The 23,385-nt window shown below is 46.8% G+C and carries 20 protein-coding genes and 2 pseudogenes; 15 read left to right on the top strand and 7 right to left on the bottom strand.

The annotated features are described in order from the left end of the window. Window positions 1-8: 8 nt before the first annotated feature. The 3 genes from BM101_RS01490 to cysK all read left to right on the top strand — a co-directional run bounded on the left by BM101_RS01490 (window position 9) and on the right by cysK (window position 3,370). Window positions 9-899 (top strand): tRNA 2-thiocytidine biosynthesis TtcA family protein, encoded by an 891-nt coding sequence (locus BM101_RS01490; RefSeq protein ID WP_087030257.1) that lies wholly within the window; start codon window positions 9-11, stop codon window positions 897-899. Between the two features lie 469 nt (window positions 900-1,368). Continuing rightward, window positions 1,369-2,265, top strand: coding sequence for a LysR family transcriptional regulator (locus tag BM101_RS01485; RefSeq protein WP_087030259.1), 897 nt, complete (start codon window positions 1,369-1,371; stop codon window positions 2,263-2,265). Window positions 2,266-2,440: 175 nt separating this feature from the next. Beyond that, window positions 2,441-3,370, top strand: a complete 930-nt coding sequence (cysK, locus tag BM101_RS01480) for a cysteine synthase A (protein WP_087030262.1) — start codon at window positions 2,441-2,443, stop codon at window positions 3,368-3,370. A gap of 207 nt (window positions 3,371-3,577) precedes the next feature. Here cysK and BM101_RS01475 read toward each other — a convergent pair whose 3' ends face one another. After that, the gene (locus BM101_RS01475) at window positions 3,578-4,021 is read right to left on the bottom strand and encodes an Lrp/AsnC family transcriptional regulator (RefSeq protein WP_087030940.1); all 444 of its coding nucleotides are present in this window, start codon (window positions 4,019-4,021) and stop codon (window positions 3,578-3,580) included. 254 nt (window positions 4,022-4,275) lie between these two features. On the opposite strand from BM101_RS01475, the gene BM101_RS01470 reads away from it, so the two are divergent. From BM101_RS01470 to BM101_RS01460, 3 genes are all read left to right on the top strand, one after another. Further along, a complete protein-coding gene (locus BM101_RS01470; protein ID WP_218149869.1) occupies window positions 4,276-5,691 on the top strand; it encodes an aspartate ammonia-lyase in 1,416 nt (471 codons plus the stop codon). Window positions 5,692-5,980: 289 nt separating this feature from the next. Next, on the top strand, window positions 5,981-6,205 hold the full coding sequence (locus BM101_RS13990) for a DUF1858 domain-containing protein (RefSeq protein WP_177194322.1): 225 nt from the start codon (window positions 5,981-5,983) through the stop codon (window positions 6,203-6,205). 6 nt (window positions 6,206-6,211) lie between these two features. Next, complete coding sequence (locus tag BM101_RS01460) at window positions 6,212-7,450, top strand: DUF438 domain-containing protein (protein ID WP_087030271.1); 1,239 nt, start codon at window positions 6,212-6,214, stop codon at window positions 7,448-7,450. 174 nt (window positions 7,451-7,624) lie between these two features. On the opposite strand, the gene BM101_RS01455 is transcribed toward BM101_RS01460, so the two are convergent. The 5 genes from BM101_RS01455 to BM101_RS01435 all read right to left on the bottom strand — a co-directional run bounded on the left by BM101_RS01455 (window position 7,625) and on the right by BM101_RS01435 (window position 13,205). Continuing rightward, a complete protein-coding gene (locus BM101_RS01455; protein WP_177194321.1) occupies window positions 7,625-8,614 on the bottom strand; it encodes a lipoate--protein ligase in 990 nt (329 codons plus the stop codon). Next, window positions 8,614-9,489: a lipoyl synthase gene (gene lipA / locus BM101_RS01450; protein WP_087030277.1), complete on the bottom strand. Its 876-nt coding sequence runs from the start codon at window positions 9,487-9,489 to the stop codon at window positions 8,614-8,616. The genes BM101_RS01455 and lipA overlap by 1 nt, the downstream gene beginning before the upstream one ends. A 12-nt stretch (window positions 9,490-9,501) precedes the next feature. After that, window positions 9,502-9,741 (bottom strand): biotin/lipoyl-containing protein, encoded by a 240-nt coding sequence (locus BM101_RS01445; protein WP_087030280.1) that lies wholly within the window; start codon window positions 9,739-9,741, stop codon window positions 9,502-9,504. Between the two features lie 404 nt (window positions 9,742-10,145). Further along, window positions 10,146-12,494, bottom strand: coding sequence for an ABC transporter permease (locus BM101_RS01440; protein ID WP_087030282.1), 2,349 nt, complete (start codon window positions 12,492-12,494; stop codon window positions 10,146-10,148). 12 nt (window positions 12,495-12,506) lie between these two features. Further along, window positions 12,507-13,205, bottom strand: coding sequence for an ABC transporter ATP-binding protein (locus BM101_RS01435; RefSeq protein WP_087030285.1), 699 nt, complete (start codon window positions 13,203-13,205; stop codon window positions 12,507-12,509). A 254-nt stretch (window positions 13,206-13,459) separates the two neighbouring features. On the opposite strand from BM101_RS01435, the gene BM101_RS01430 reads away from it, so the two are divergent. After that, window positions 13,460-15,541, top strand: coding sequence for an HlyD family efflux transporter periplasmic adaptor subunit (locus tag BM101_RS01430; RefSeq protein WP_087030287.1), 2,082 nt, complete (start codon window positions 13,460-13,462; stop codon window positions 15,539-15,541). Window positions 15,542-15,728: 187 nt separating this feature from the next. Here the strand turns inward: BM101_RS01430 and BM101_RS01425 are convergent. Continuing rightward, window positions 15,729-17,288 (bottom strand): annotated as a pseudogene (locus BM101_RS01425) (IS1182 family transposase); the annotation flags it as partial. Between the two features lie 376 nt (window positions 17,289-17,664). On the opposite strand from BM101_RS01425, the pseudogene tnpA reads away from it, so the two are divergent. From tnpA to BM101_RS01395, 8 genes and pseudogenes are all read left to right on the top strand, one after another. Further along, window positions 17,665-18,064: pseudogene (gene tnpA / locus BM101_RS01420) on the top strand (IS200/IS605 family transposase). A 15-nt stretch (window positions 18,065-18,079) separates the two neighbouring features. After that, the gene (locus BM101_RS01415; protein WP_087030290.1) at window positions 18,080-19,381 is read left to right on the top strand and encodes an RNA-guided endonuclease InsQ/TnpB family protein; all 1,302 of its coding nucleotides are present in this window, start codon (window positions 18,080-18,082) and stop codon (window positions 19,379-19,381) included. 266 nt (window positions 19,382-19,647) lie between these two features. Further along, window positions 19,648-20,148 carry a hypothetical protein gene (locus tag BM101_RS01410; RefSeq protein WP_087030293.1) on the top strand — a complete coding sequence of 167 codons (501 nt, stop codon included), beginning with the start codon at window positions 19,648-19,650 and terminating at the stop codon, window positions 20,146-20,148. A gap of 245 nt (window positions 20,149-20,393) precedes the next feature. Continuing rightward, entirely contained in the window at window positions 20,394-21,362 is a 969-nt protein-coding gene (locus BM101_RS01405; RefSeq protein WP_093399815.1) for an RCC1 domain-containing protein, read from the top strand. Between the two features lie 570 nt (window positions 21,363-21,932). Next, window positions 21,933-22,277: a glycosyltransferase family protein gene (locus tag BM101_RS14320; RefSeq protein WP_245825566.1), complete on the top strand. Its 345-nt coding sequence runs from the start codon at window positions 21,933-21,935 to the stop codon at window positions 22,275-22,277. After that, a complete protein-coding gene (locus BM101_RS14315; RefSeq protein WP_245825568.1) occupies window positions 22,274-22,753 on the top strand; it encodes a phosphodiester glycosidase family protein in 480 nt (159 codons plus the stop codon). The genes BM101_RS14320 and BM101_RS14315 overlap by 4 nt, the downstream gene beginning before the upstream one ends. Beyond that, the gene (locus BM101_RS13985) at window positions 22,731-22,892 is read left to right on the top strand and encodes a hypothetical protein (RefSeq protein ID WP_177194320.1); all 162 of its coding nucleotides are present in this window, start codon (window positions 22,731-22,733) and stop codon (window positions 22,890-22,892) included. Before BM101_RS14315 ends, BM101_RS13985 begins: the two co-directional genes overlap by 23 nt. Next, entirely contained in the window at window positions 22,889-23,224 is a 336-nt protein-coding gene (locus BM101_RS01395) for a hypothetical protein (RefSeq protein WP_143084402.1), read from the top strand. The genes BM101_RS13985 and BM101_RS01395 overlap by 4 nt, the downstream gene beginning before the upstream one ends. Window positions 23,225-23,385: the final 161 nt, after the last annotated feature.

Below are 23,385 nucleotides of genomic sequence, written 5' to 3'. Positions count from 1 at the left end.
CACAATAAATGGAAAAATATAAAGATATCGAAAGAAGCATCATCAAAAAATATCGGAAGCAACTTTGGCGGCCATTCATAAAGGGGGTTCAGGAGTTTGAACTGATTAAGGACGGCGATAAAATAGCGGTCTGCATTTCAGGAGGGAAAGACTCCATGCTGCTGGCAAAGATGATGCAGGAACTGCAACGGCACAGCATGATGACATTCGAACTGGTGTTTCTTGCGATGGATCCGGGATACAATGAAATGAACCGTAAAAAAGTGATCGAGAATGCTGAACTGCTGGCTGTGCCGCTCACTGTCTTCCAGTCGAACATATTTGATGTTGTGGAAGAAGAGGAAGTGTCACCGTGCTACAAATGCGCGCGGATGAGAAGAGGGCATCTTTATAAAAATGCCCAGGACCTTGGATGCAATAAAATCGCTTTGGGGCATCATTTCGACGATGTCATTGAAACAATATTGATGAATATGATGTACAGCGGCTCCATTGAAACGATGATGCCGAAGCTGCCAAGCAAAAATTATGAGGGGATGGAATTGATTCGGCCCCTTTACAAAGTGAAAGAGGAGGACATCATCACTTGGAAGGACTACAATGAGTTGGCATTCATCCAGTGCGCCTGCTGCTTTACCGAAAATTGCGCCATCCTCAACAATGCCGGAGGAGGTCAGAAACGAAAGGAAATGAAGAATCTGATCAGCCAACTGCGGAAGACAAGCGAACTCATCGATTTGAATATCTATCGGAGCGTACAGAACGTCAACATCGAGAACATCATTGCATACCGCGATTCTGAGGGCAGACATCATTTCCTTGAGGACTATGATGGGCAAGCGGGGAACGAAACGGAACAGAATGAAGCAGCAGAACAAGAAACCGAAAAAAGTTGTTGAATTAAAGCAAGAGAATAGGTATACTAATTACCATTAAAGAATAATTAAAAAAATGAAAATAGATGCGTAAGGAAAGGGGAAGTGTTCATGAAAAAGATGATGTGTTGCATGTGCTGTATGATGTGTTATGTCAAACATATATGTACATCCGTATCATCTTTTGGACTTCCTTTTGAATATGCAGATTCAGTTTGTTAGCGCACGGAAAACTGTAGCTATATCAGTATCCGTCGTTCATCTGTACATAGGGAATCATCAATTTGATAAAGAATCGGTGCATATGTGTTTACCAAAACGCATATGCACTTTTTTATGCTTTTTTATAAGCGTTGCAGCGCCATCAGCCATTAGGCACTTCGATGTATAGGCTTGCGACTCGGCTGATGCGCAAAAAGCTTACGCTCTTTGCTGCCGGGAAAGCGATGCAAACGTTAAGTGAACGAGAAAGCAAGACGAAGGGGGAATAGCAATGAATCTTCAACAATTAAGGTATGTCATCACGGTTGCCAAGTTTGGCACTTTTCGAGAGGCCGCAAGACAGCTGTATATGGCTCAATCCAGTTTATCCTCGAGCATCAAGGATCTGGAGGAGGAATACAACATCCAAATCTTTGCGCGTTCTAAGAAAGGGATAGAAATGACGGCCGAAGGGGCACGTTTTTTGGAATTCGCGGAACAGATCGTTGGACAGGCGGATCAGTTGGATAACCACTATTTAAGCACTACTATAAATACAAAACTATTTTCGGTATCCAGCCAGCATTATGATTTTGCATCGGAAGGATTTGCCAGATTGGTATCGGAAAACAAGGAAGAACCCTATAATTTCCGCTTTTTGGAAACAAGCACGTATGAGGTGCTGAACAACGTTTACATGGCTTCCAGCGAAATCGGTTTTGTGTACCTCAACGAGTTCAACGGAAAAGTCATGAAAAAATATTTGAAGGAATATGATTTACATTTCGATCCGCTGGTCGAGTTCCAGCCACATGTGTTCCTCAGAGGCGACCATCCTTTAGCGAAGCAGGAAAAAATAGCTATGGAAGAGCTGAAGCCATACCCTGTCATTTCCTTTGATCAGAGCAAAAACAGCACCCTGCAGTTGATGGAAGAGTCTATCCAGGTTGATCCAGGCGCAAAACGGATCAGCGCGAGCGATAGAGGGACGGTATTGAACCTTTTGGCCGTAACGAACGGTTATTTGGTAGGATCGGGATTATTGAAATCAGATGCGCAAGATCATATTGTAGTCGTCCCGGTCGATGTGGATCAAAAAAATACGATCGGTTTCATCTACTCGCACCAACGGAGACTGAGCCCCATCGCAAAAAGATATATGGAAATAGTCAGGGAACTTTTAGGCTGATTGGTTTTGCCTTTTGGTGTTCGGAAATTCCGTTCAAGCTTGTTCGATAACGCATAATATTCAAATAGGTGTTGTCGTGTTAAGGTTTAATAAATAGGTCCAAAGGAATGATCCATTTCTTGGACGGAGAGATTGAATGTAAATCGATAAATAATAAGAATATGGGGGAAACAACATGGTGAAAATAGTATCGTCAGTCGCAAATCTGATCGGTGAAACGCCGATTGTAAAATTAAACAGAGTGGTTCCTGAAGGGGCAGCGGATGTCTATGTGAAATTGGAATCGTTCAATGTCGGCGGCAGCGTAAAGGACCGCATCGCCTTGAACATGATCGAAGTAGCCGAAGAGGAAGGCCTGTTGAAACCGGGTTACACCATTGTGGAGCCGACCAGCGGCAATACAGGCGTCGGTTTGGCGATGCTTGCAGCCGCAAAAGGCTACAAAGCAATCTTCGTGATGCCGGATACGATGAGCATCGAACGCCGCCTCTTGTTGGCGGCCTATGGGGCGGAATTGGTATTGACGCCAGGCGCGGACGGCATGCCCGGTGCGATCGCGAAAGCAACCGCAATCGCAGCGGAACCCGGCCATTTCATGCCGATGCAATTCTCCAATCCGGCCAATCCGGCCGTCCATGAAGCGACGACCGGCCCTGAAATCGTCGAAGCCTTCGGCGGCAAAGGACCCGATGCGTTTGTTGCCGGTGTCGGCACCGGCGGAACCGTGACCGGTGTCGGCAGAGCGCTCCGCAAAGCCAATCCGAATGTCGAAATCTATGCCTTGGAGCCTTCCGAATCGCCCGTATTGAGCGGCGGACCGAAAGGGCCCCATAAAATCCAAGGGATCGGCGCCGGATTTGTGCCGGACGTTTTGGACACTTCTCTATACAATGGCATCATCCAAGTATCCAGCGAGGACGCTATTGCGATGACCCGCCGCGTGGCCGCACAGGAAGGCATCCTCGTCGGCATCTCAGCCGGTGCCGCAATCGTCGGCGCCATCGAAGTCGCTGTCCGTTTAGGTAAAGGCAAATCGGTTGTGACCATTGCGCCCGACAACGGCGAACGCTACCTATCAACGCCGGTATTCAGCACACAAGCATAGGGCACGAGAACGCGAAAAAAATTGTTTAACTCTCAAAAAAAAAATAGACCTAAAACATCGCATGGTGATGTTTTAGTCTCAGAGCAAACAAGAAGCTGGCACAAATGCGGAATTCATCCGATTTTGTGCCAGCTTTCATTGTGCGTTCTCCCTTTGCGCCTTGTTTCTAGGATGTATAGTTCATTGGCAGGAAAAGATCCGAATTTGTCAGTCTGTTTCTTCCAAATGGATGCCTCTTGGACCGACAGAGGTTGAGAAGACGATCTGTGTGTACGTTTTCCCGAATTGCTGCAGTTCGCCGATGAAAGTATCCAATTCATTGGTTGTGGGATACGCGACCTTCAACAGCATCGAGTACTCTCCCGTCACGCAATTGCATTCCAATACATTCGGCACTTTTTCGACGAAGGGGTAAAAGATGGGCTTCTGTTTGGGGCTCACCTCCAAGTTGATGAAGGCCGTGATATTGTAGCCAAGCGTCTGCAAATTTAAATTGGCGCCGTAGTCCTTGATGATGCCGTCCCTCTCCAGATGGGCAATCCGTGCCGATATCGCCGGAGAAGAAAGAAAGGTCGCTTCGCCGATTTCCTTCAGGGATGCCCGTGCATTTGTCTGCAAAATATTAACGATTTGCTTATCGATATTATCCATTTCATGTTCCTTTCGCAATTACCTTTTCTTTCTTAAGATTCTACATCAAAAAAGCATAGAACTGCAAACGTTGATTATTGTTGCTTAAGAAAATAAAGTGTAAGCGAAAACAATGATGCGATTCTTTTGTCAAAATAACGAATTGGAGGGCTAGATTCACTTCTTATCCGATTGTATTTCATTTGATTCGGAATGGTGTTAGTGTTTGGTCTATGAATGACATAAAAAAATTCAGGGGGCAATCAGTGATGAACATGAGAATTGAAGCAGACTCGATCGGAACGTTAGCAGTACCTAAAGAAGCTTATTATGGTGTGCAGTCATTAAGGGCAAAAGAAAACTTTTCCATCACGGATACGCAATTGCATCCAGAAATGATCCGTAACCTGGCGAAAATAAAAAAAGTCGCTGCTGTGATAAACGCTCAATCGGGCATTCTGACAGCCGTAAAAAGGGACGCAATCGTCCAAGCCTGTGACGAGATAGTAGCCGGCAGTCTTTATGATTCATTTATCGTGGATGCCATCCAAGGCGGTGCGGGGACTTCTGCCAACATGAATGCCAATGAAGTCATCGCCAATCGTGCCATTGAAATTTTAGGCGGATCGAAAGGCGACTATCGCATCGTGCATCCCAATGACGATGTGAATCTGTGCCAATCCACGAATGATGTCTTCCCAACGGCAGGGAAAATGACCGTGCTGACAATCTTGCCGAATCTGATTGCCGAATTAAAAAGGCTGGAAGAGGCGTTGGGCAAGAAGGGTGAGGAATTTTCAGAAGTCATCAAGATGGGACGGACACAATTGCAGGATGCCGTTCCGACCACGCTGGGTAGATCGTTCCATGCCTATCAATCCTTCGTCAAAAGGGATATCCGATACCTTGAAAGTGCTGCTGAAGAGATGAAAGTCATCAATCTGGGAGGGACGGCCATCGGCAACGCAATCAATGCAACGCCAGCATACCTTGAAGGAATCACGGATCGGTTGAGCGAAGAATTGAACATCTCCTTTACCCAAGCCGAAGATCTTTTTGATGCGACCCAAAACGTGGACGGGTTCGTCAGAGTATCCGCAGCCATCAAGACGGCAGCGGTAAATTTGTCGAAGATGAGCAATGATCTGCGTTTGTTGTCAAGCGGTCCCCGAGCCGGCATCGGGGAAATCAGCCTGCCGGCCAAACAAAACGGGTCCTCGATCATGCCGGGTAAAGTGAATCCGGTCATCCCTGAAGTCGTTTCGCAGGTCGCCTTTCGCGTGATCGGAAATGATGTGACCATCACGATGGCGGCAGAATCCGGACAATTGGAGCTGAATGCCTTTGAGCCCATCATCTTCCACGCGCTGTTCGAATCGATCGACAGCTTGGCGCATGCCGTCCAAACGTTGACGGTCAACTGCATCGCCGGCATCCAAGCCAATGAAATGCTTTGCTACAGACAGGTGGAAGAGAGTGCCGGGCTTGCCACCGCCCTCTGCCCATACATCGGCTACCAAAAAGCCAGCGTCATCGCCAAAGAATCATTGAAGACAGGGAAATCCGTCCGGGAATTAGTGCTTGAAAAGAGATTATTCACGGTTGAGGAGACGGACAGCATCCTCGATCTGAAACGCATCGCCGGCATCCCAGCGCAGGCGGAGATCGTTGCAAGAAAAGCCGTTTCATAAGCAAAAAAGACGAAAATAATAAACAGGCCCGTTATGTTTCCGGGCCTGTTTTTCTGCCTGAAAATCTTCCTTCTAAAGGAGTTCGTTTTCGCCTCGGATAAATCTTTTTGGAGTAAAGGGCTGCGGCTGTATTTCGAATATGAATAAGTTTAAAATGAGAGTGAATCGAACCGGAATAAACCATCTTCTTATTTTGTATTATCGTATCATTCGGCAAACAGAATGGATTATTGTGAGGCATGTGATGATGCGGAAGCTATCGGCCTGGCACGGGGGGAGGGGAAAGGAAATGAAAGAAATCGATTTGAACGATACGGTATTCACCATTGTGTCAGCTTATCCAGAGGTGCGCGATGCGTTGGTGAAGCTGGGGTTTGAGGCGTTGAAGGACGATAAGATGCTGCACACGGCAGGGCGCATGATGACGTTGGTACGCGGCGCCAAAATGATGGGTATCGATCAGACGGAAATTGTGGCGGTGTTGGAGCGGCTGGGATACCAAGTGAAGGAGTAGAGAGAAATGACTGAATCCAAAGACAAGAGCAAACGGACACAGGAATTCGAGCGACGTCAAGCGGTCTTAAAGGATCTGATTTTGCGGCTGCATGCCGGCGAGGACAGTGCGAAAATCAAGCAGGAGTTCCAGGAACATTTTGCCAATGTCAGCGCCCTGGAAATTTCAGTGATGGAACGCGGCTTGCTGGCGCAAGGCATTGAAGTTGAGGAGATTCAACGGCTGTGCAATATCCATGCCTCCCTGTTTGCCGGAGCGGTTGCCTATGACCGGCCCGTTTCCGAAGAAACTGAAAAACCGGGGCATCCAGTCCGCGTTTTGAAGGAAGAAAACTTGGCGATCGAAAGTGCGTTGGACAGGATTGCGCGCTTGCTGGAAGCCTATTTGGAGTCCAAAGACACTTCTTTAAAAGAGGGGTTGCTGAAACAGTTGGGAATCCTCTGGGAGTTTGATAAACATTATGCCCGCAAAGAATACGCGTTTTTCCCTATTATGGAGCGCTATGGCATGACAGCCCCGCCAAAAGTGATGTGGGGCGTGGACGATGAAATCCGCGCGCAATTCAAAGAGCTGAGGAAGTTGTTGGAGGCGGATCAGCTGGATGGCGTACGAGAAAAATTCGATGCCCTGAAATACGAAATGGCGGAAATGGTCATCAAAGAAGAAGAAATCTTGATTCCAATGGTGTCCGATTCTTTTACCGAAGCTGATTGGCTGGAAATTGCCGTTGCTTCCGAGAAAATCGGCTACTGCATCGTTCGGCCGGAGGAAAAATGGGCGCCAAAGACAGCTGCAATCACGGATGTGAAGGAGAGGGCGGCCGAACATAAGGAGGACGGGGATGTCCACTTTGAAACGGGTCATTTGAGCATCAAAGAGCTGGAAAAGGTACTGGACAGTCTGCCGTTGGAAATCACCTTCATCGATGCCGAAGAGAAGCTGAAATACTATAATAACGGGCCGGACGAAAAAATATTCATGCGCACAAAGAACGCAATCGACGGCCAAGCCGAGAACTGCCACCCAGCGAAAAGTGTACCGATCATGAAACAACTGGTTGCGGATTTGAAATCCGGCAAAAAAGATGTGGAGACGCTTTGGTATGAGGAACTCGGCAAATTTGTCGTGGTCACCTATTGTGCGGTGCGCGATGACGAGGGGACTTTCTTGGGCACGCTGGAGTATGTCCAGGATGCCAAATCTATCCGCGGGCTGGAAGGCGAAAAACGGAAGATATCGGAATAGAAAAATAACATTGCGTTGGGGTTGAGGCAGTTCTTAACTGCTCCAACCCGATTTTTTTGAATGAAATGGCCTTCGTCCCTTTGAATACAGGACGAAGGCCATTTCATATTTATCGGGCACGGTTCTTACAGGAAAGCTGCAATTGCAATTGTCCTTCTTCGAACAGGAAAAAGCTTATGCTTCCGGGAACAACAGTGCCACTATATCAGTTGTTGTTATGCCGTACAGCTGTCCACCAGACAATACCGGCGCTAAATGGTTTGCTACATCCGATTTATCGAAACGTGTACCACATAGAGCAGATTCGAGCGTAGCGATGTCGATCGAACTAAAGAAGTCACCGGAAATTTGACAGTCTTGAATGACGTAATGATCGAGCTGGAGAGCAATTTCAATGCGTCCTCCAGGCAACCGGCCGGCAACGCTGAAGTTAGTTTCCCGCGATTGGCCATAGTTCCATTCCCAGCGGCGATATTTTTGGTCAGCCAGTTGTTGCACGGCTTCATGCTGTTCCGGGGTGAGTTCGATGATGTGCGCTCCTTGGCCTAGGATGTTCTGGCGGAATTCATCAGCAAACCAGTGGCGTTTAGTCGTAGGCGCTACATGGTCGCTGATCAGGGCGGTGCGTTCACGCACGGACTCGACGCCTTTGCTGCGCAGTTTTTCGGGATCGACTTTTAAGGCGGCTGCCATATGATTCACATTCGTATCGAAAAGAAGGGTACCATGATGGACGGTGAATCCAGCCTTCATGTATTGGGCATTTCCCGATATTTTTTGACCGTGGATGGCGATGTCGTTCCGGCTATTACGCTCTGCGGGGATACCGAGTGTCTGTAAGGTATGGATAATTCTGTCCATATAAGGTTCAAAATCGATGACGTTATGCTGGCCATTCACGATGAAACTGTATTGGTAGCATCCTTCATCGGTATAGATGGCACCACCGCCGGAAGGGCGCCGGACGACATCGATTTTTTCGGCAGCAATATAGGCTGGATCAATTTCCTTCAAGGTATTTTGGTATTTCCCCAGCATAACGGTAGGGCGTGTTTGCCACAGTAAAAACAGGGTATCTGCGTCTGCTGGGAAGTTTGTTATACAGTATTCTTCCAAAGCAAAGTAGAAAGCGGCATCCTGTTCCGCGCATGAAATCGTAAACACTATTTTTCCCCCTTATTGTTGTGAGCGGATTCGACGGCGGCACGGGCACGGTAAGAGCTTCGTACAAGCGGAGAACTGGCTACATATTTAAATTTTTTCGTCATTCCTGTTCTTTGGTATTCAGCAAAGGTTTCCACGGGTACAAATTCATGCAACGGATAGTGTTTCGGAGAAGGTTGTGAGTACTGGCCGATGGTTAAAAAGTCCACATCAACGGCGCGTATATCATCCATCAATTCACTGATTTCTTCGGCTGTTTCGCCTAATCCAAGCATGATGCCCGTTTTCGTCAAAATGCTGGGGTCCTGTTGCTTGACATATTCGAGCACACGCAAAGAACAATCATAAGTGGCGCGGTGACGGATTTTCGGTGAAATGCGGCGCACACTTTCCATATTGTGATTAAACACGTCCGGTTTCGCCGCAATGACTTTATCGATAGCCAGTTGATCACCTTGGAAATCGGGCGTCAGCACTTCAATCATTGTATGCGGATTGTATTTGCGGACTTCTTCGATGACTTTAGCAAAATGACCTGCTCCATAATCCGGAAGATCATCGCGGTCAACGCTTGTAATCACGACATATTCCAAACCCATTTTTTTGACTGCTTGAGCCAGTTGCTGCGGTTCTTTCTCATTAACAGCATCGGGCTTGCCATGGGTAACATCGCAAAAACGACAACTGCGGGTACAAATGCGGCCTAAAATCATAAAGGTTGCCGTGCCGCTGCTGTAGCATTCGCCCATATTCGGACAGCTTGCTTCATTGCAAACGGTATTTAATTCGAGGTCATCCATTAATTGGGTTACTTTTTCAACGGCTTCTTGGTTATAGCGTACTTTAAACCATTGCGGTTTTGTTTCCACGATCATTCCTCCTTCAGTCTAGGGCATATCGATAATGGCGATGGCTTCGCCGGTTTGAACGGCATCATTTTCGTTAACCAAGATTTCTACTAGCACACCATTAAAGTTGCTTTCGACTTCGCTGACAACCTTTTCCGTTTCAACTTCAAATAATACTTCACCAGCTTTGATTGTATCCCCAACGTTTTTCGCCCAGATTCCAAAAATGACCTCATCACTTTTCGGATTAATTTTCGGCATCGTTACAGTTTGTTGCATGAGCTTCCTCCATTTTAATTTTTTTGGCTGAGCATCCTACAGCGACAACTTGAAAATGGTACAGTTGTCGTCTTATTCAGAAACATTATTCTTAGGTTAGAAAAAAATATAATTTTAACCACTTTATCATTTTAACGATTCGATTAGCTTTATTCAAGGGGGGAATGTTAACGATTTATGACAAATATGATAATGACCTCCCGTCCTTAACCATTATCTCAATGGGAAAGGATGGGAGGTCGTTACTGTTTTCATGGTTCAGATTATGTGCAAAAGGCATATTGGGACGCCTATAACGGACTTTTAAATACTATAGCGCATTTGATTTCCCTTGATCTGTTGACGGTGAATTGTACTGAAAATAATGATACAGAATAATAAGGTGTTTACATGCTGGCTAGAGGCTACTCGCCGTATGTTTTAAGCACTTCCTGAAGAGGGATTCTCGCTATCTTTCTCCTGCTGATGTAGGTGCTTGCGAAGTAGATGACAACCAGTATGGCTAAAGTTTTTGGAATAAAGTTAGGTTCGAATTTCAATGGCAAGATGACGCCATATTCCGACGCAAAAAGATCCATCATCGAATACAGTATTGCCAATGCGATCGGGATGCTGACCAGATAGGAAATCACGGCATAGACAAGATAACTGTTCAAAATCATCGCATTCACTTCACGGCGCTTATAGCCCATAACCTTCAGCAAGGAGATGACATAATAGTTTTTCTCGACCGTAAAAGAGGTCAGCACGAAAAGGATGCTGGAAGCGATGATCGCCGAACCGCCTATCATAACCTTGACGATGAACTGGGTGTAATTGGACATGGCTTTTGACTGCTCGATGAGGCCCTTTTTACTGAGAATGGTGCTGTAATAGTCAGAAGACGGCTTATCTATGGAGTAGATGCCACTGAAAAGTCTGGAGGACTTGTTCTCCGACAGCATGTTGCTGAGACGTTCGATGTTCAGGTACACTTTGTCGGCAATATATTCGTCCGTAATGCCTTTGACCGTAAAATCATAATGAGCCTTATTGACTGTGACGCTAATCGTATCCCCCTCTGAAATGCCGAGCTTTATGCTGAGCCGTTTGGTTATCACTGCGCCATTTTGGGTATAGACTGTGATGTCATTTCCGGATTCATCATAGAGTTTGTAGAGCCTGTTCCTTGAAGATAAGCCCTGCAGAGAGATGATGGTATCTCCGAGGGTGGCAAAAGGGTAGCTAAGAAATTTTTCGTCTCCCGTGCGCACTTCCGGTAACCGTTTGGTGAAATCGGCATAGGACTCATACTGATAGTCCACCTTGTTCAGATAGTCGATAGTCATCCGGTCCACCATCCCGCCCATCATGAAGGAGAAGCTGATCAATATCGTGGAGAACATGATCCCCAGGAAAAAAATGAAGAAACTCCCTATGCTTCGGATGGCATGCAGATATTTGAACTTCGTCATGCCTTTCGCCTTAGCCAGCATCCTGCTCAACGATTTACTGAGCTTGTTGATGGACTTGTTTTCATGCGGCTTGAGCAGCTCCAGCGCGCTTTCCCCGAGAATCCGAGAGATGATGATCCCTGAAACTACTGCGAAGAACAGGAAGGGGACAAATATCGCAGTGGCAAAGACGGTGAAGCTTTGGCCGATCTTGACCGACGGCAGAAGGTAAAAATCCAGGTAGAGCTCTTTCAACGGTTCCGCATAGATGGTCCCCAAAAAATAACCTGCAACCAGCATAACGAGAGCGAAAAACAGCACGGACAGGAAATAGGGCATCGCGATTTCCCGCCGGCGGTAGCCAAGGGCTTTAAGGATGCCGATCTGGCCCCGCTCGGCCTGAAGCAGGTTGTAGATCATGATCGATACGATAATGACGGCGATGGTCGCGATAAAAATGCTCAATCCAAGAGCCGTCACCTTTCCTTGAGTGAGCTCATCGAAGATGGCGCCGCTGCGCATATTAAATTTTGTTGTCGCTATCTGGGTAACGAAGGGAAGCTTGTCCTTGTCATAGGCCGTATCGATAGCTTTACCAGTCAGATCCACGCCCGCGAGCCGGAAACTTTCTTTGTCGTCGAAGCGCTCATATTCCGAATCCGTCATGAGGATCAGCGTCTGCAAGCCGGTGTCCAGATTGAAGGTTTCGTCGAACATCGGCAAAGTGTAATCGGGAAACAGCACAAAGCCGGTCACTTTGTACTGCCTGCTCTTGATGACAAGGGGATCCCCGATGTTGATGCCGTTTTTCTGCGCATAGATTTTGTTTACGGCTATTTCATCATCAGCGGCGGGTTTCGCCCCTTCCTCCATGTAGGACAGATTGATTTTGTGCGCATCCTTCAAGATGAGGGCCTTATGGCTTCTTCCCTTATAATCATATTGGGTATTTTTATATTCCCGCAATTCCAGGGAGAAACCGGGATAGAGCTCATTGAATTCTTTGATCCTGTTGTCCATGAGTTTATAGAAGGTCGAGGGCTCCAATTTTTTGATGTCGCTCAGGGAATAGAATCCTCTGGACAGTACGCTTCCTAAAAGGGGATAATTCGATTCTTCCACCGTCACCATATTCAGCATTTCAACGGAAAAGTCCTCCTGGTTGTTCTCATCAAGGAAGCGTTTCGTCGGCTCTTCGATGCCGCTCAGTCCATAGAACATCATGGTATAGGTCAAGGAGCTGAGGAGGATGATGAGACCGATGGCGCTCAATTGCATCCACTTTTTCCGCAATGTTTTGATCACATTTTTTAGAAGCATGATGCACCACCCCTAACCCCAAACAATGTCTTGGGCATTTTTTTTGACCTTGTTGATGATGACCTCCGTTATTTGGCCTGAATTCATCTTGATGACTTTGTCTGCCATTTCGGCAATGCCTGTGTTGTGGGTGATGACGATGATCGTCTTTTTGTAGGCGACATTCAAATCCTGCAGCATCTGCAGAATTTTTTTTGAATTTTGTTCATCCAGGGAGCCGGTGGGTTCATCGCAGAAAATGATATCCGGGTTTTTGGCGAGGCTCCTTACGATGGATACCCGCTGCTGCTCGCCCCCAGAAAGCTGATTGGGATATTTGTTGCGGGCATTTTCAAGCCCCACCTTCTGGAGCAGTTCATCGATATCGAGCGGATTCGTGCCGATGTCGGAACCGATTTGGATATTCTCGTAGACGTTCAGGTTCTGGAGCAGATTGTATTGCTGGAATATGAAACCCAGATGCCTTCTTCTGAATTCGGTCATTTCGTCTTCAGAAAGGTCGGTCAGCTCTTCATCACGGAAGGTGATTTTCCCCGAAGTAACGGTGTCGAGTCCGCTGATGACGTTCAGCAGGGTGCTTTTGCCGCTGCCGCTGGGACCGAGAATGACGACAAATTCCCCTTCGCCGATGGTCAGGTTGATTTCTTTCAGGGCGTAGGTTTCCGAATCGCCGCTTTTATAGGTCTTCGTCACATTTGTCATCGTTATCATACCCGTCAATCCCCTTACCCGCTTTGTATAACTCCAGTATATTTGTGTATAAATATTTTGTCAAAAAACAGGAGAGCGGGGATTCTGCATTCTTGCAGAGGCGACGCCATCCAGCATAAGGAAAAGAGAATAAAAAAATGAATGCGTTTGCAATGTTTCCGCCGATTCATTGCTACTTTTAGCGTAAATTGATATAATCATTCTATAGAAAGTACGCGAAATTATTTGAAAATTGCACTGAAGGAGTATGCCTTATGGGAAAACTAAAGGATGCTATATTCAAATCCAGGAAGTCGATCATCATCACCGTACTAGCCATCATTGCTTTGCTTGCAACCGGCGTATTTTCATACAGTTGGTATCAAAGCACGAAGGGGACCGAAGTAACGCTCAATACGGTTTCGAAAGGGCATATGGCGAAGTCTGTGCCGATAACCGGAGACATTGAAGCGAGGAGCAGCAGTACGATTTATCCCTCCCCGACCGCAAAGATCGTCGAAGTTTTGGCTGCGGAAGGCCAGACGGTTAAAAAAGGTGACGTGCTGGCAAGGATCGATTCAACCGAATACAGGAAACAACTAGAGAAGCAGACCATCACCCTGTCCAACGCAGAGGCTACGCTTGCATACCTGTCAGGCAGCAGCTCCGACATGGACAAAGCTTCCGCCAAAAACGCAGTCAGCCAGGCAGAAATCGCCGTCACTAATGCGCAGTCAAATTACAATGCGGCCCAGAAAAACTTGGGGGATGTCAGCACACTCAACGATAATGCGGTGAGCCAGGTGCAAATAGCACTCGAGAATGCCCAATCAAATTATAATGCCGCAAAAGGGAACCTCGATAATATCGGCACAATCTACAATAATAACGTGAGCCAGGCCGAAATTGCTCTGGGAAATGCGCAATCCAATTATGATGCTGCGGTAGAGCGACTGCAGAATATCGAAATAGCCAACGACAATCTGGTGGGGCAAGCGCAGCTGGCCCTCGATAGCGCGGAAGCACATTACCATCTCGCCAAAAAGGCTTTGGAGGATCTCGAAGCGGTGCTGAGTCAAGCGGAATGCGCCTTGGAAAATGCAAAAGCTGCCAGCGAAACCGCCAAGACGAACCTGGCTGTCGTCAAAACACTTTACGACAGTGATCCGGTGACTTACGCAATCCAATATCAAACAGCATTGCAAGCTGTGACCGACACAGGAAATGCGGTGCTCAATGCAGAGATGGCCTTGTCAAGTGCACAAAACACCTATAATGCTGGGTATAATACGGCAAAATTGGCGGTCATCGATGCCGAAACTGCCATAAGCAACGCAGAGATCGCCTTGTCGAATGCAGAAAATGCAGCCGACGCCGATTACGATGCGGCAACAAAAGTAATCTCGGACAGCGAAGCTGCTGTGCGCAGTGCAGAAATTGCTTTTTCGAATGCAAAAAGTTCAGGGGCCATCGAATATGACGCTGCCGTAAAAGCTGTATCGGACAGCGAAGCTGCCGTGCGCAGTGCAGAGCTTACGCTGGCGAACGCAAACAGTACAGCGGCCGTCAGATACGATGCGGCGGCAAAAGCTATTTCGGATGGACTGAATACCGTGCGCAGCGCAGAAGTATCTCTCTCAAATGCCCAGAGCATGGCCACCTTTACGGACGCAACCGCGGGCGAAAAAATTTCGAACCAGTCGGACCAGATTGCCCTATTAAAAGCCGACATCCAGTATTTGAACGACAAGATAGCGGAAAACGATCTGAAGGCAAATGTTGATGGTGTTGTGACGAAGATGGATGTGAAGGCAAATGAGTTCCCGACAGCGGGGGATGCCATCATAGTCGACGGTGCGACGGAATATGTGATAAGTCTGGCCATCAGCCAATTCGACAGCGTGAACATCAGAGTCGGCCAGAAGGCTGCCGTCAAGGTGAAAGGCATAGCGAAGGAATATGAAGGGATTGTATCGGAAATCGGCCAGTTGGCGGAGAAATCCCTGACCTCGGCAGACCAGAATTCAAAGGTGACGGTGAAGGTCACGATAACTAATCCGGATGAGAACATCAAGGTTGGTTATGAAGCGGATGCGGAAATAATATTGGATGAAAAACTGGCTACCTTGCAGGTGAATTACGAAGCTGTCCAGATTGAAGAGAATACGGGTAAAAAATACGTGTTCACAGTAGACCGGACCAACAAGACGGAAAAAAGGTATGTCGAGACTGGGCTCGAAACGGATTACAACATCGAAGTGCTGAATGGATTGGTAGAAGGCGAGCGATACATTGCAAATCCTGACAAAACCATCGCAGCTGGGGTGACCGTTAAGGATACCGGAGCGGGCAAGTAAAAAAATACCATTCCGATCAAAAGGATAGCCGGTAAAGCGGCCGGGAAGACAGAATGCGATATAAGGAAGAGGCTGGGACATAACTAGCTGAAGTGAACGAAAAAAAGGTTCCAATCACCAGATTGTGGTGGTCGGAACCTTTTTTTGAGGATTTTGGAGCAGTTTCCCTCCTAAGGAGGGCTTCACGGGCAGTGTATTTCCTCATGTTCACTGCCATGAGCGCAAATCCCAAGTCATTGCGCACCTTTTCCTTTCCTCTGACACAGAATCGAGTGAAGTACAAATTAGCCTTCAGGAATCCGAACACTGGTTCTACATCGATCTTCCGTTTTCCGTAGATTGCGCCAGTCTTTTCATCCGAAAGCAAATCTTTAATTATTTTTTTCTGTTGTTCCCACTTCTCGTTGTAGCGGATCGTACGATTGTTCCCTTCTTTCGCCTTAGTGCATTGCTCTCTCAAGGGGCAATCGGAACAGTCCACGCACTCATAGACCTTAAAGGTTCGAGAGAAGCCATAAGAATCTTTCCGATTGGATACATAACGGAAGGGAAGCTTCTGACCATTGGGGCACTTGAAAGCATCCTCTTTCTCATCGTACTCCCAATTGGAGGAGTTGAAAGGATTATTCCGATATTTCTTCTATTTTTCCTTTCGATAGGTGTTGTAAGTGATGAGGGGAGTCGATTCTCGGTTATCCAGAATGTTCCCATAGTTCTGCTCACTTCCATAACCTGCATCCGCAACAGTATATTCCAGTAAGGAAAAGAACTTTTCTTCAATTGTGTCCAAGAAAGGTATCAAGGTGCGCATATCCGTGGGATTTGGGAAAATATCGTAAGCCAATGCATATTGACCTTCGGTCGCTACCTGCACGTTGTAGCCGGCCTTCAGCTGGCCATTCTTCATGTAATCTTCTTTCATCCGCATGAATGTGGCATCATGATCCGTCTTGGAGTAGCTGTTTCTTTCTCCGAAAATCATCATATCACGCTGATATTTCTGCTTCCGCTTTGCCATCTCCAAAATGAGTTTGCTATACTGCTTCGGAATTTTTCGTTGGGATCGAAGTTGCTTTCTTTCACTGCCTGCCTCCGTCGTCGATATCTCTTGATCAAACTCTATAATTTTCTCGTCCAACTGTTCAGCCACCTGAAGAAGCTCTGCGGACGAAAGTTCCTCCAGACTTTCCCGCTCAATCCCTGGGATAATCTCTTTCTCAAGAAGCTCATCATACATTTGGTTGGACTTCTCAATGAGGGCAACGCTGTACTTTTCAATCGACTTGCGCCAAACGAACGTGAATCGATTCGCGTTGGCTTCAATCTTAGTCCCGTCAATGAAAATAGCCTCTTCCTCGATTAAACCTTCCTGCACCAGTTGGCACCGGAACTGCACGAAGCATTGGCGCAACAGTTCTTGAACCGCAGGGTTCACCCGGAAACGGTTGATGGTGCGGTAGGTGGGCTCATAACCTTGTGCGAGCCACATCATCCGTATGCTGTCGCGGAGCAAACCTTCGATTTTTCTTCCGGAAAAAGCTGATTGCGTGTAGGCACACAGGATGATTTTCATCATCATTCGAGGATGGTAGGCGGGACAACCCGTTTGACGGACGAAAGCTTCAAAGGCTTCTTGTGGAATACTCTCCACTACATCATCCACCGAGAAAACGATATCATTTTCTTGTAATTTTACCGCTAAATCGATAGGCAAAACAACTTGGTTCATAGTATAATATTTAAGCATAAGGATACCCTCCGATCGATTATTGTGTCGTTACTGTAATTCTATCAAAAGGTATCCTTTTTGTTTACAAGAAACCTCCGTAGGAGGATAAAAAAGTAGTGAACTTACCCAATTCAGGTAAGTTCACTACTTTTTTCTTTATTCAGTTGGGTTTTGTCCCAGCCTCTATTATTTTTTAGGAGTTAGGCGATTCATCTCGTGACTTTAGTCATGAGATGAATCGCCGTTCGGAATCAGGGGGCCTCAGGCACCTCAAAGACCGACATATGACTTTCTGACATTCATTATTAACCTTGATTTCATAAAACTTAAATAATAACGTATGATTTGAAAAACCGAACATATTTTCGTATACTGTTCTTGTGAAGTGATCGCTTTGGCAGAAGTCAAACACGGTCGAGGGTATGTCTATTCCTTGCAGCTCCATTTGGTTTGGTGTAAAGTGCAGACGTAAAGTTCTAGTAAATCAAGCAGAGCAATTACTCAAACAAATCGTGCGAGACATCTGTGCTGCACAAGGGATTGAAGTGGAAGAAATGGAAACGGATAAAGACCATATCCGCCTTCTCATTTCAATGAAACCGCAACACTATATGCAGTCAGTAGTTAAAACGCTCAAAGGTCAGTCAGCAAGACGACTTTTTAAGCTACACCCTGAAATGAAGCAATACTTCTGGGGTGGACACATGTGGAATCCTAGTTATTTCATTGCGACAGTCAGCGAAAATACTGAGGAACAGGTACGGGAATACATCCAAAGCCAACTACAAAACTGATAGGAGGTGAAACCAATGACAGTAGAAACAGTCCATCGTGGTTATGTGTATAGCGGAACACCAATGTCTGAAGAAGTAGAAAGCTACTTCTTTCAATGTTTTGGCGCAGACCGCTTGATGTACAACCTTCATACCGCTCACTTATATGAGTATCTTGAAAAGAATGGCTACACCATAGGTGACAAACTACCTACTTTCAAAGAAATGGGTATGCCGACAGTCAAAGAATTCAAGCAAACGCGTGTGAATGAGGAAGGGGACGCGTACCTTTATGAAGTGGATGCATTCGCTTCGAACGAAGCGAAACAGCATTTCAAGAAAGCAATCTCCACATTCAACAAGAATGCGTTCAAAGGACAATTCAAGAAGTCTGCACTGAAACGTCAGAAAACGCTTGGGATCGAGCCTACTTTCCGCGACCTTAAAGGAATGCCGAAATTCCATTCTCGTAAGAACAGTAAGTTAAGTTATACTACATTCAACCAAAATGACAATATCTTCATTGATGAGAACGAAGTTCTCCATCTTCCAACTGCCCGAAAGAGTAAGTTGTCAGAAGTAACCATCAAATTGAATACACATCGTCCCTTACCAAAGGGCAGTCGTATCAAGAACGTTACGGTAACAACGAACTCTCAAGGGAAATTCGAAGTATCCATCACTGTTGCGTTTGAAATGGAAGTCGAAAGCATTGGGATCCCTGCTGTTGAACGTATTCTTGGACTAGATTATTCACAAGCCAATTTCTTCGTAGACAGTGAAGGTAAGAAAGCCAATTACCCGCACTACTATCGAGTCATGGAAGAACGTCTAGCAAAAGAACAGCGTAAACTAGCCCGCATGGTAAAAGGCTCTAAACGATGGGAGCGTCAACGTTTGGTAGTAGCGAAACGCAATACGAAAGTTGTGAACCAACGGAAAGATTGGCTCCATAAGAAGGCCTATGCCCTCGCAAATCGTTATGACATGGTTGTGGTGGAAGACCTTGACCTTCGTGCAATCGGACAAACCTTGAAGTTGGCGAAAAACCAACAAGATAATGGGTTCGGTAACTTCCGCCTGTATCTCAAGTACAAACTTGAGATACAGGGGAAATATTTCGTGAAAACACCGAAAACCTTTGCTTCAACACAAATCTGTTCTGATTGTGGTGTGAAGAATACAGCCCTCAATGGCGATATTTCCACACGTGATTGGACGTGTGATAATTGTCATGAATGGCACGACAGAGACCATAACGCTGGGTTGAACCTACGCAATTATGGTATTCGTTGGATTGATGAAGTATTATTGGCACCACCATTGGTGGCTGCTTAACCATAGAAACAGGTTTGCTTGGTACCTGACAGTTCCTCTCGCTAGGATGAAAGGGCGTGTCACTGGATGCGTAGTCCGCTGTATATAAACCAGAGCCTCGCAAGAGGCTCACAAGCCTGTGGCTTTCTTTTCGGAGAAAAGTTCACCGTAGGTGAAAGTCATGGGTTGTTGACGGTACTATTATTGGGATTAAGATAGACGGTTGACGTTCTAGTAAATAAAAAAAGGTAAATAGGCTAAAAATAAAGAGAAGTGAGGATAGATCCATGTCACATATAAAATTGAATCTGATGCCCGCCAACAGCGAAAGCAAGTGCTGGGTTGCAGAAATAACCGGGGAGGATGAGGTCTACAAATTAAAACGGGATTTTATTCCTGCTGACCCACCCGGAATGTGGGTCCTCTATGACGGCTGGTATCAGCTGAACGGAAGTATGCCCGGGGTGACGGAGTTTGTCAAAGAATACATCCGCATCATTGATGGCAAAGTGTTCCGCCATTTGACGTTCCGCGACATGTTGGCGAACCTGGATGTCATCAAGGCGGGCGAAGGTCCCCGTGTCGAACGGATGCGGAAAGAAATCACCGCCATTTTGGATGAAATCAAGGAAGCTGCCTACTGCGAACAGGTCGTGGAAGGCATCGAAAAACAGAAAGAGGATCTCGATATGGCCGATGAACCCGACCAAATCAAAAGCGCCCTTTACATGTTGAGAAAGCGGAAGCAGCAATACATCAACGAATATCGAAAAATGTTCAACTTATGATTCCTTTGAGTAGGGCTCAAACGGAACAAAGTTGGTTGACTCCATAATAGTGTGGCATTGATGAAGTAAATTTCATCGATGCCTTTTTTATTCCGTATTGCCGCATGAAAAATAGATAGACGACGTTTTTGTCTGCACCCTCCTATAGGCAGACAAAGTTCTGACGATTCAGCGCTAAAATTAGCATCAAGAGCCGGAGGGAACTATAATTTACATGTAGAGAATATAAGAAAGGGGGACTCGCCATGAGAAAAATAGTGAAGTTATTGGGTTCCTGTGCTCTTGTTGCGCTAGTCTTTTCTGGTTGTGTGAATGAGGCAGCTTCAGCGCCTGAACAAAGTGACGTGGCTATTTCGGCATCCGAATCCGAGCGAATCGATAAGAATGAAAACGGGATCAATAGAGAGGTGATTTCTGCAGGCGGGACGCATACAGTCGGGCTCAGAACGGACGGGACGGTCATCGCGGTGGGGAACAACGAATACGGCCAACTGGATGTTTCGTCCTGGGAGGATATCGTGTCCGTTTCCGCAGGCGGGACGCATACCGTGGGGCTGAGGGGAGACGGCACCGTTGTCGCGGTGGGGGCGAACTCTTTTGGTCAGCTCGATGTATCATCCTGGAGCGATATCGTATCCGTTTCCGCAGGCGGGCTGCATACCGTGGGGCTGAGGGGAGACGGCACCGTTGTCGCGGTGGGGGCGAACTCTTTTGGTCAGCTCGATGTGTCATCCTGGAGCGATATCGTGGCTGTTTCGGCAGGCGGACTGCACACGGTTGGCCTGAAAGAGGATGGAACAGTGGTAGCAGTCGGCGATGATTTTTTTAACCAGCTCGACGTATCATCCTGGAGCGATATCGTGTCCGTTTCCGCAGGCGGTATGCACACCGTGGGGCTGAGGGAAGACGGAACGGTTGTCGTGTCTGGAACTGATTCCTTTGATCAGTGTGATGTATCACATTGGGAGGATATCGTGGCTGTATCCAATTGGGGAATGGTTGTGTTGGGATTGAAAGAAGACGGGACAGTCGTTTCGGCCGGGACGGCTCCCTTTGGTCAGAGTGACGTGTCATCTTGGACAGATATCACAGCCATTTCAACGGGCGGCGTGCACGTAGTGGGACTGAAAGGAGACGGCACCGTCGTTGCAGCGGGAAGCAATGATGATAACCAGTGCGATGTAACCGACTGGAAAGACATCGTCACCAGATAGATAAGCATAGCAGAAACAGGCGATTGCATCATTTGCCAATATCACTCGAAAGGGAGCCATAGCAGCTCTCTTTTTTGATTTCTAGTAAAGTATAAATTTTTTCTGTAAAAGCTTATCACCGCAGGTTTTTCACAGGTTCTTTAATTATTCCACGCCATCACATGATGTCCAGCGGTTCAAGCCTGCCTCTCGGAAATTAGATAAATCTAACCCATTGCGCAGTATGCTCATTCAGGGCCAGATTTCCTAAATTTCTGTCGAGGCAGAACGGGCTTGTCCCGCTTTTCTTACATTGCTGGTTGGATTAGTTTAGTGTGCTTTTCGCTTCACTTTTTCCGCAAATCTCTGTCTTGTTTTCGGAGAAATGGCAGACTGATTAACCTAGAATAAAGGTGTCAAGCAAACAAGGGAGACAGCGAGACTACATACAACCGGTTGCCGCAGCGAAGATGGACAGCAGGTTGCAGTTGCTGGAAGAAAGAAGATTGGGCCACGCATGACGATTAGTAATGATCCGGTGCCATCGCTTTCTTATTCTACTGCTGAAAAATAGCTTAGGAGGCGGTTAAAATGAAACCGATCGTTGTCATTCCAGCATTACATCCAGACGGAAAATTAATTTCGCTGGTGAACGAACTCAAGGAACAGGGGATGCACACCGATGTTGTAGACGACGGCAGTGGAGCAGACTATGCCGAACTGTTCCAACAGTTAAAAGCAGACTATCATTGCGATCTTTGCATCCATCCCGCTAATCGCGGCAAAGGGGTGGCGCTGAAAACGGCCTTGGCAGAGGATACTTTCGGGCGCAATATCAAGGCCGCAACCTCGAGCATCACTGACAGCCATCAAGCTATTTTGGCGATCAACGGGGATTACTATGGCTTCCGGGCTACGTCCTACGGAATGGCGTGATCTACCGCGACACGGCAAGAGATGCTGATGGGGACGATGCTTTAGTCATCGATAACAACGGAGACTTCTCAATCATTTCCGAAAACGAAACGACTCTGGCTTCCGTTGAAACGACAAACATCGCGCAGATCATCTCGTTTGGCCCTTCGTTGGTGGGAAATGGCGAAATAACGGTCGCTGGTTCAAGCGAGGTATCGCAATCGATGGCCAGTAATCCGCGCACAGCTATCGGTCAGATTTCTCCCCTGCATTACATCATCATCGTTTTAGACGGCGGAAACAATGAGAGCGAAGGATTGCCGCTGTTGGCGTTGGCGGAAGAAATGCAAAGCAGGGGGGCAGTCACGGCCTATAATCTGGATGGCGGGGGATCATCCACCCTGTACTTCAATGGAAACATCATCAACAATCCTACCGATGGCAAAAATTCCGGAGAAAGGGGAGTGAGCGACATTGTCTATATCGGATACGAATAACCTGCAAAAGACGATCAAGAAAAATAGATGGGCCTATTTCAGTGTGACGTTTGTGACGTTCGTCATCGCCAAAGTATATGGACTGTTCGGGCATGGCGTAACCTCGCCGGCAATGCCTGGATGTTCCTGTTTCCCTTGATTGGCGGCGTGATCGGCTATTCATTCATCCGGTCATTGCCACCAAAGAATGTGACAGCAAACGGATTCCGAAGCTTTTCCAACCTCTACAATTCCGGGATAGCCACACTGACGGTCGGCAGTTTCTTGCAGGGCGTGCTGGAAATAGCCGGCACCAACTCCATTTATGTACCCTATTTTTACGTGATAGGCGCAGCCTTGCTCGTGGCCGGGCTGAGTTCATTGTTTACGGGTTGGGCTAAAAAAAACCGAACAAAACAGGGATTAGATGCCGGAAGTATGCATCACGCGTTGCAACGAGGGACAGGCTGGAAGGGGCAGCATAAATTTTAATAGGGGCCAAAATCACTCGCGGATTTTGGCCCCTATTTCTATACGGAAAAATGTTTTCTGTCGTGTATGCCTAAAGTTGGCGCTTGCAACGGCAGGGAACTATAATGTTAATAGAAGCAATTATCTGGAAGACGCGTAATCTTGGACAGGAATTTTGGAGG

It is taken from the genome of Trichococcus palustris (assembly GCF_900114465.1).
Taxonomy (GTDB): Bacteria; Bacillota; Bacilli; order Lactobacillales; family Aerococcaceae; genus Trichococcus; species Trichococcus palustris.
This window is presented reverse-complemented; position numbering and strand designations above follow the sequence as displayed.

Coding starts and splice junctions, on each gene's coding strand:
- BM101_RS01490 (WP_087030257.1), top strand. CDS start 9: ATGGAAAAATATAAAGATATCGAAAGAAGCATCATCAAAAAATATCGG.
- BM101_RS01485 (WP_087030259.1), top strand. CDS start 1,369: ATGAATCTTCAACAATTAAGGTATGTCATCACGGTTGCCAAGTTTGGC.
- cysK (WP_087030262.1), top strand. CDS start 2,441: ATGGTGAAAATAGTATCGTCAGTCGCAAATCTGATCGGTGAAACGCCG.
- BM101_RS01475 (WP_087030940.1), bottom strand. CDS start 4,021: ATGGATAATATCGATAAGCAAATCGTTAATATTTTGCAGACAAATGCA.
- BM101_RS01470 (WP_218149869.1), top strand. CDS start 4,276: ATGAGAATTGAAGCAGACTCGATCGGAACGTTAGCAGTACCTAAAGAA.
- BM101_RS13990 (WP_177194322.1), top strand. CDS start 5,981: ATGAAAGAAATCGATTTGAACGATACGGTATTCACCATTGTGTCAGCT.
- BM101_RS01460 (WP_087030271.1), top strand. CDS start 6,212: ATGACTGAATCCAAAGACAAGAGCAAACGGACACAGGAATTCGAGCGA.
- lipA (WP_087030277.1), bottom strand. CDS start 9,489: ATGATCGTGGAAACAAAACCGCAATGGTTTAAAGTACGCTATAACCAA.
- BM101_RS01445 (WP_087030280.1), bottom strand. CDS start 9,741: ATGCAACAAACTGTAACGATGCCGAAAATTAATCCGAAAAGTGATGAG.
- BM101_RS01440 (WP_087030282.1), bottom strand. CDS start 12,494: ATGCTTCTAAAAAATGTGATCAAAACATTGCGGAAAAAGTGGATGCAA.
- BM101_RS01435 (WP_087030285.1), bottom strand. CDS start 13,205: ATGATAACGATGACAAATGTGACGAAGACCTATAAAAGCGGCGATTCG.
- BM101_RS01430 (WP_087030287.1), top strand. CDS start 13,460: ATGGGAAAACTAAAGGATGCTATATTCAAATCCAGGAAGTCGATCATC.
- BM101_RS01415 (WP_087030290.1), top strand. CDS start 18,080: ATGACAGTAGAAACAGTCCATCGTGGTTATGTGTATAGCGGAACACCA.
- BM101_RS01410 (WP_087030293.1), top strand. CDS start 19,648: ATGTCACATATAAAATTGAATCTGATGCCCGCCAACAGCGAAAGCAAG.
- BM101_RS01405 (WP_093399815.1), top strand. CDS start 20,394: ATGAGAAAAATAGTGAAGTTATTGGGTTCCTGTGCTCTTGTTGCGCTA.
- BM101_RS14320 (WP_245825566.1), top strand. CDS start 21,933: ATGAAACCGATCGTTGTCATTCCAGCATTACATCCAGACGGAAAATTA.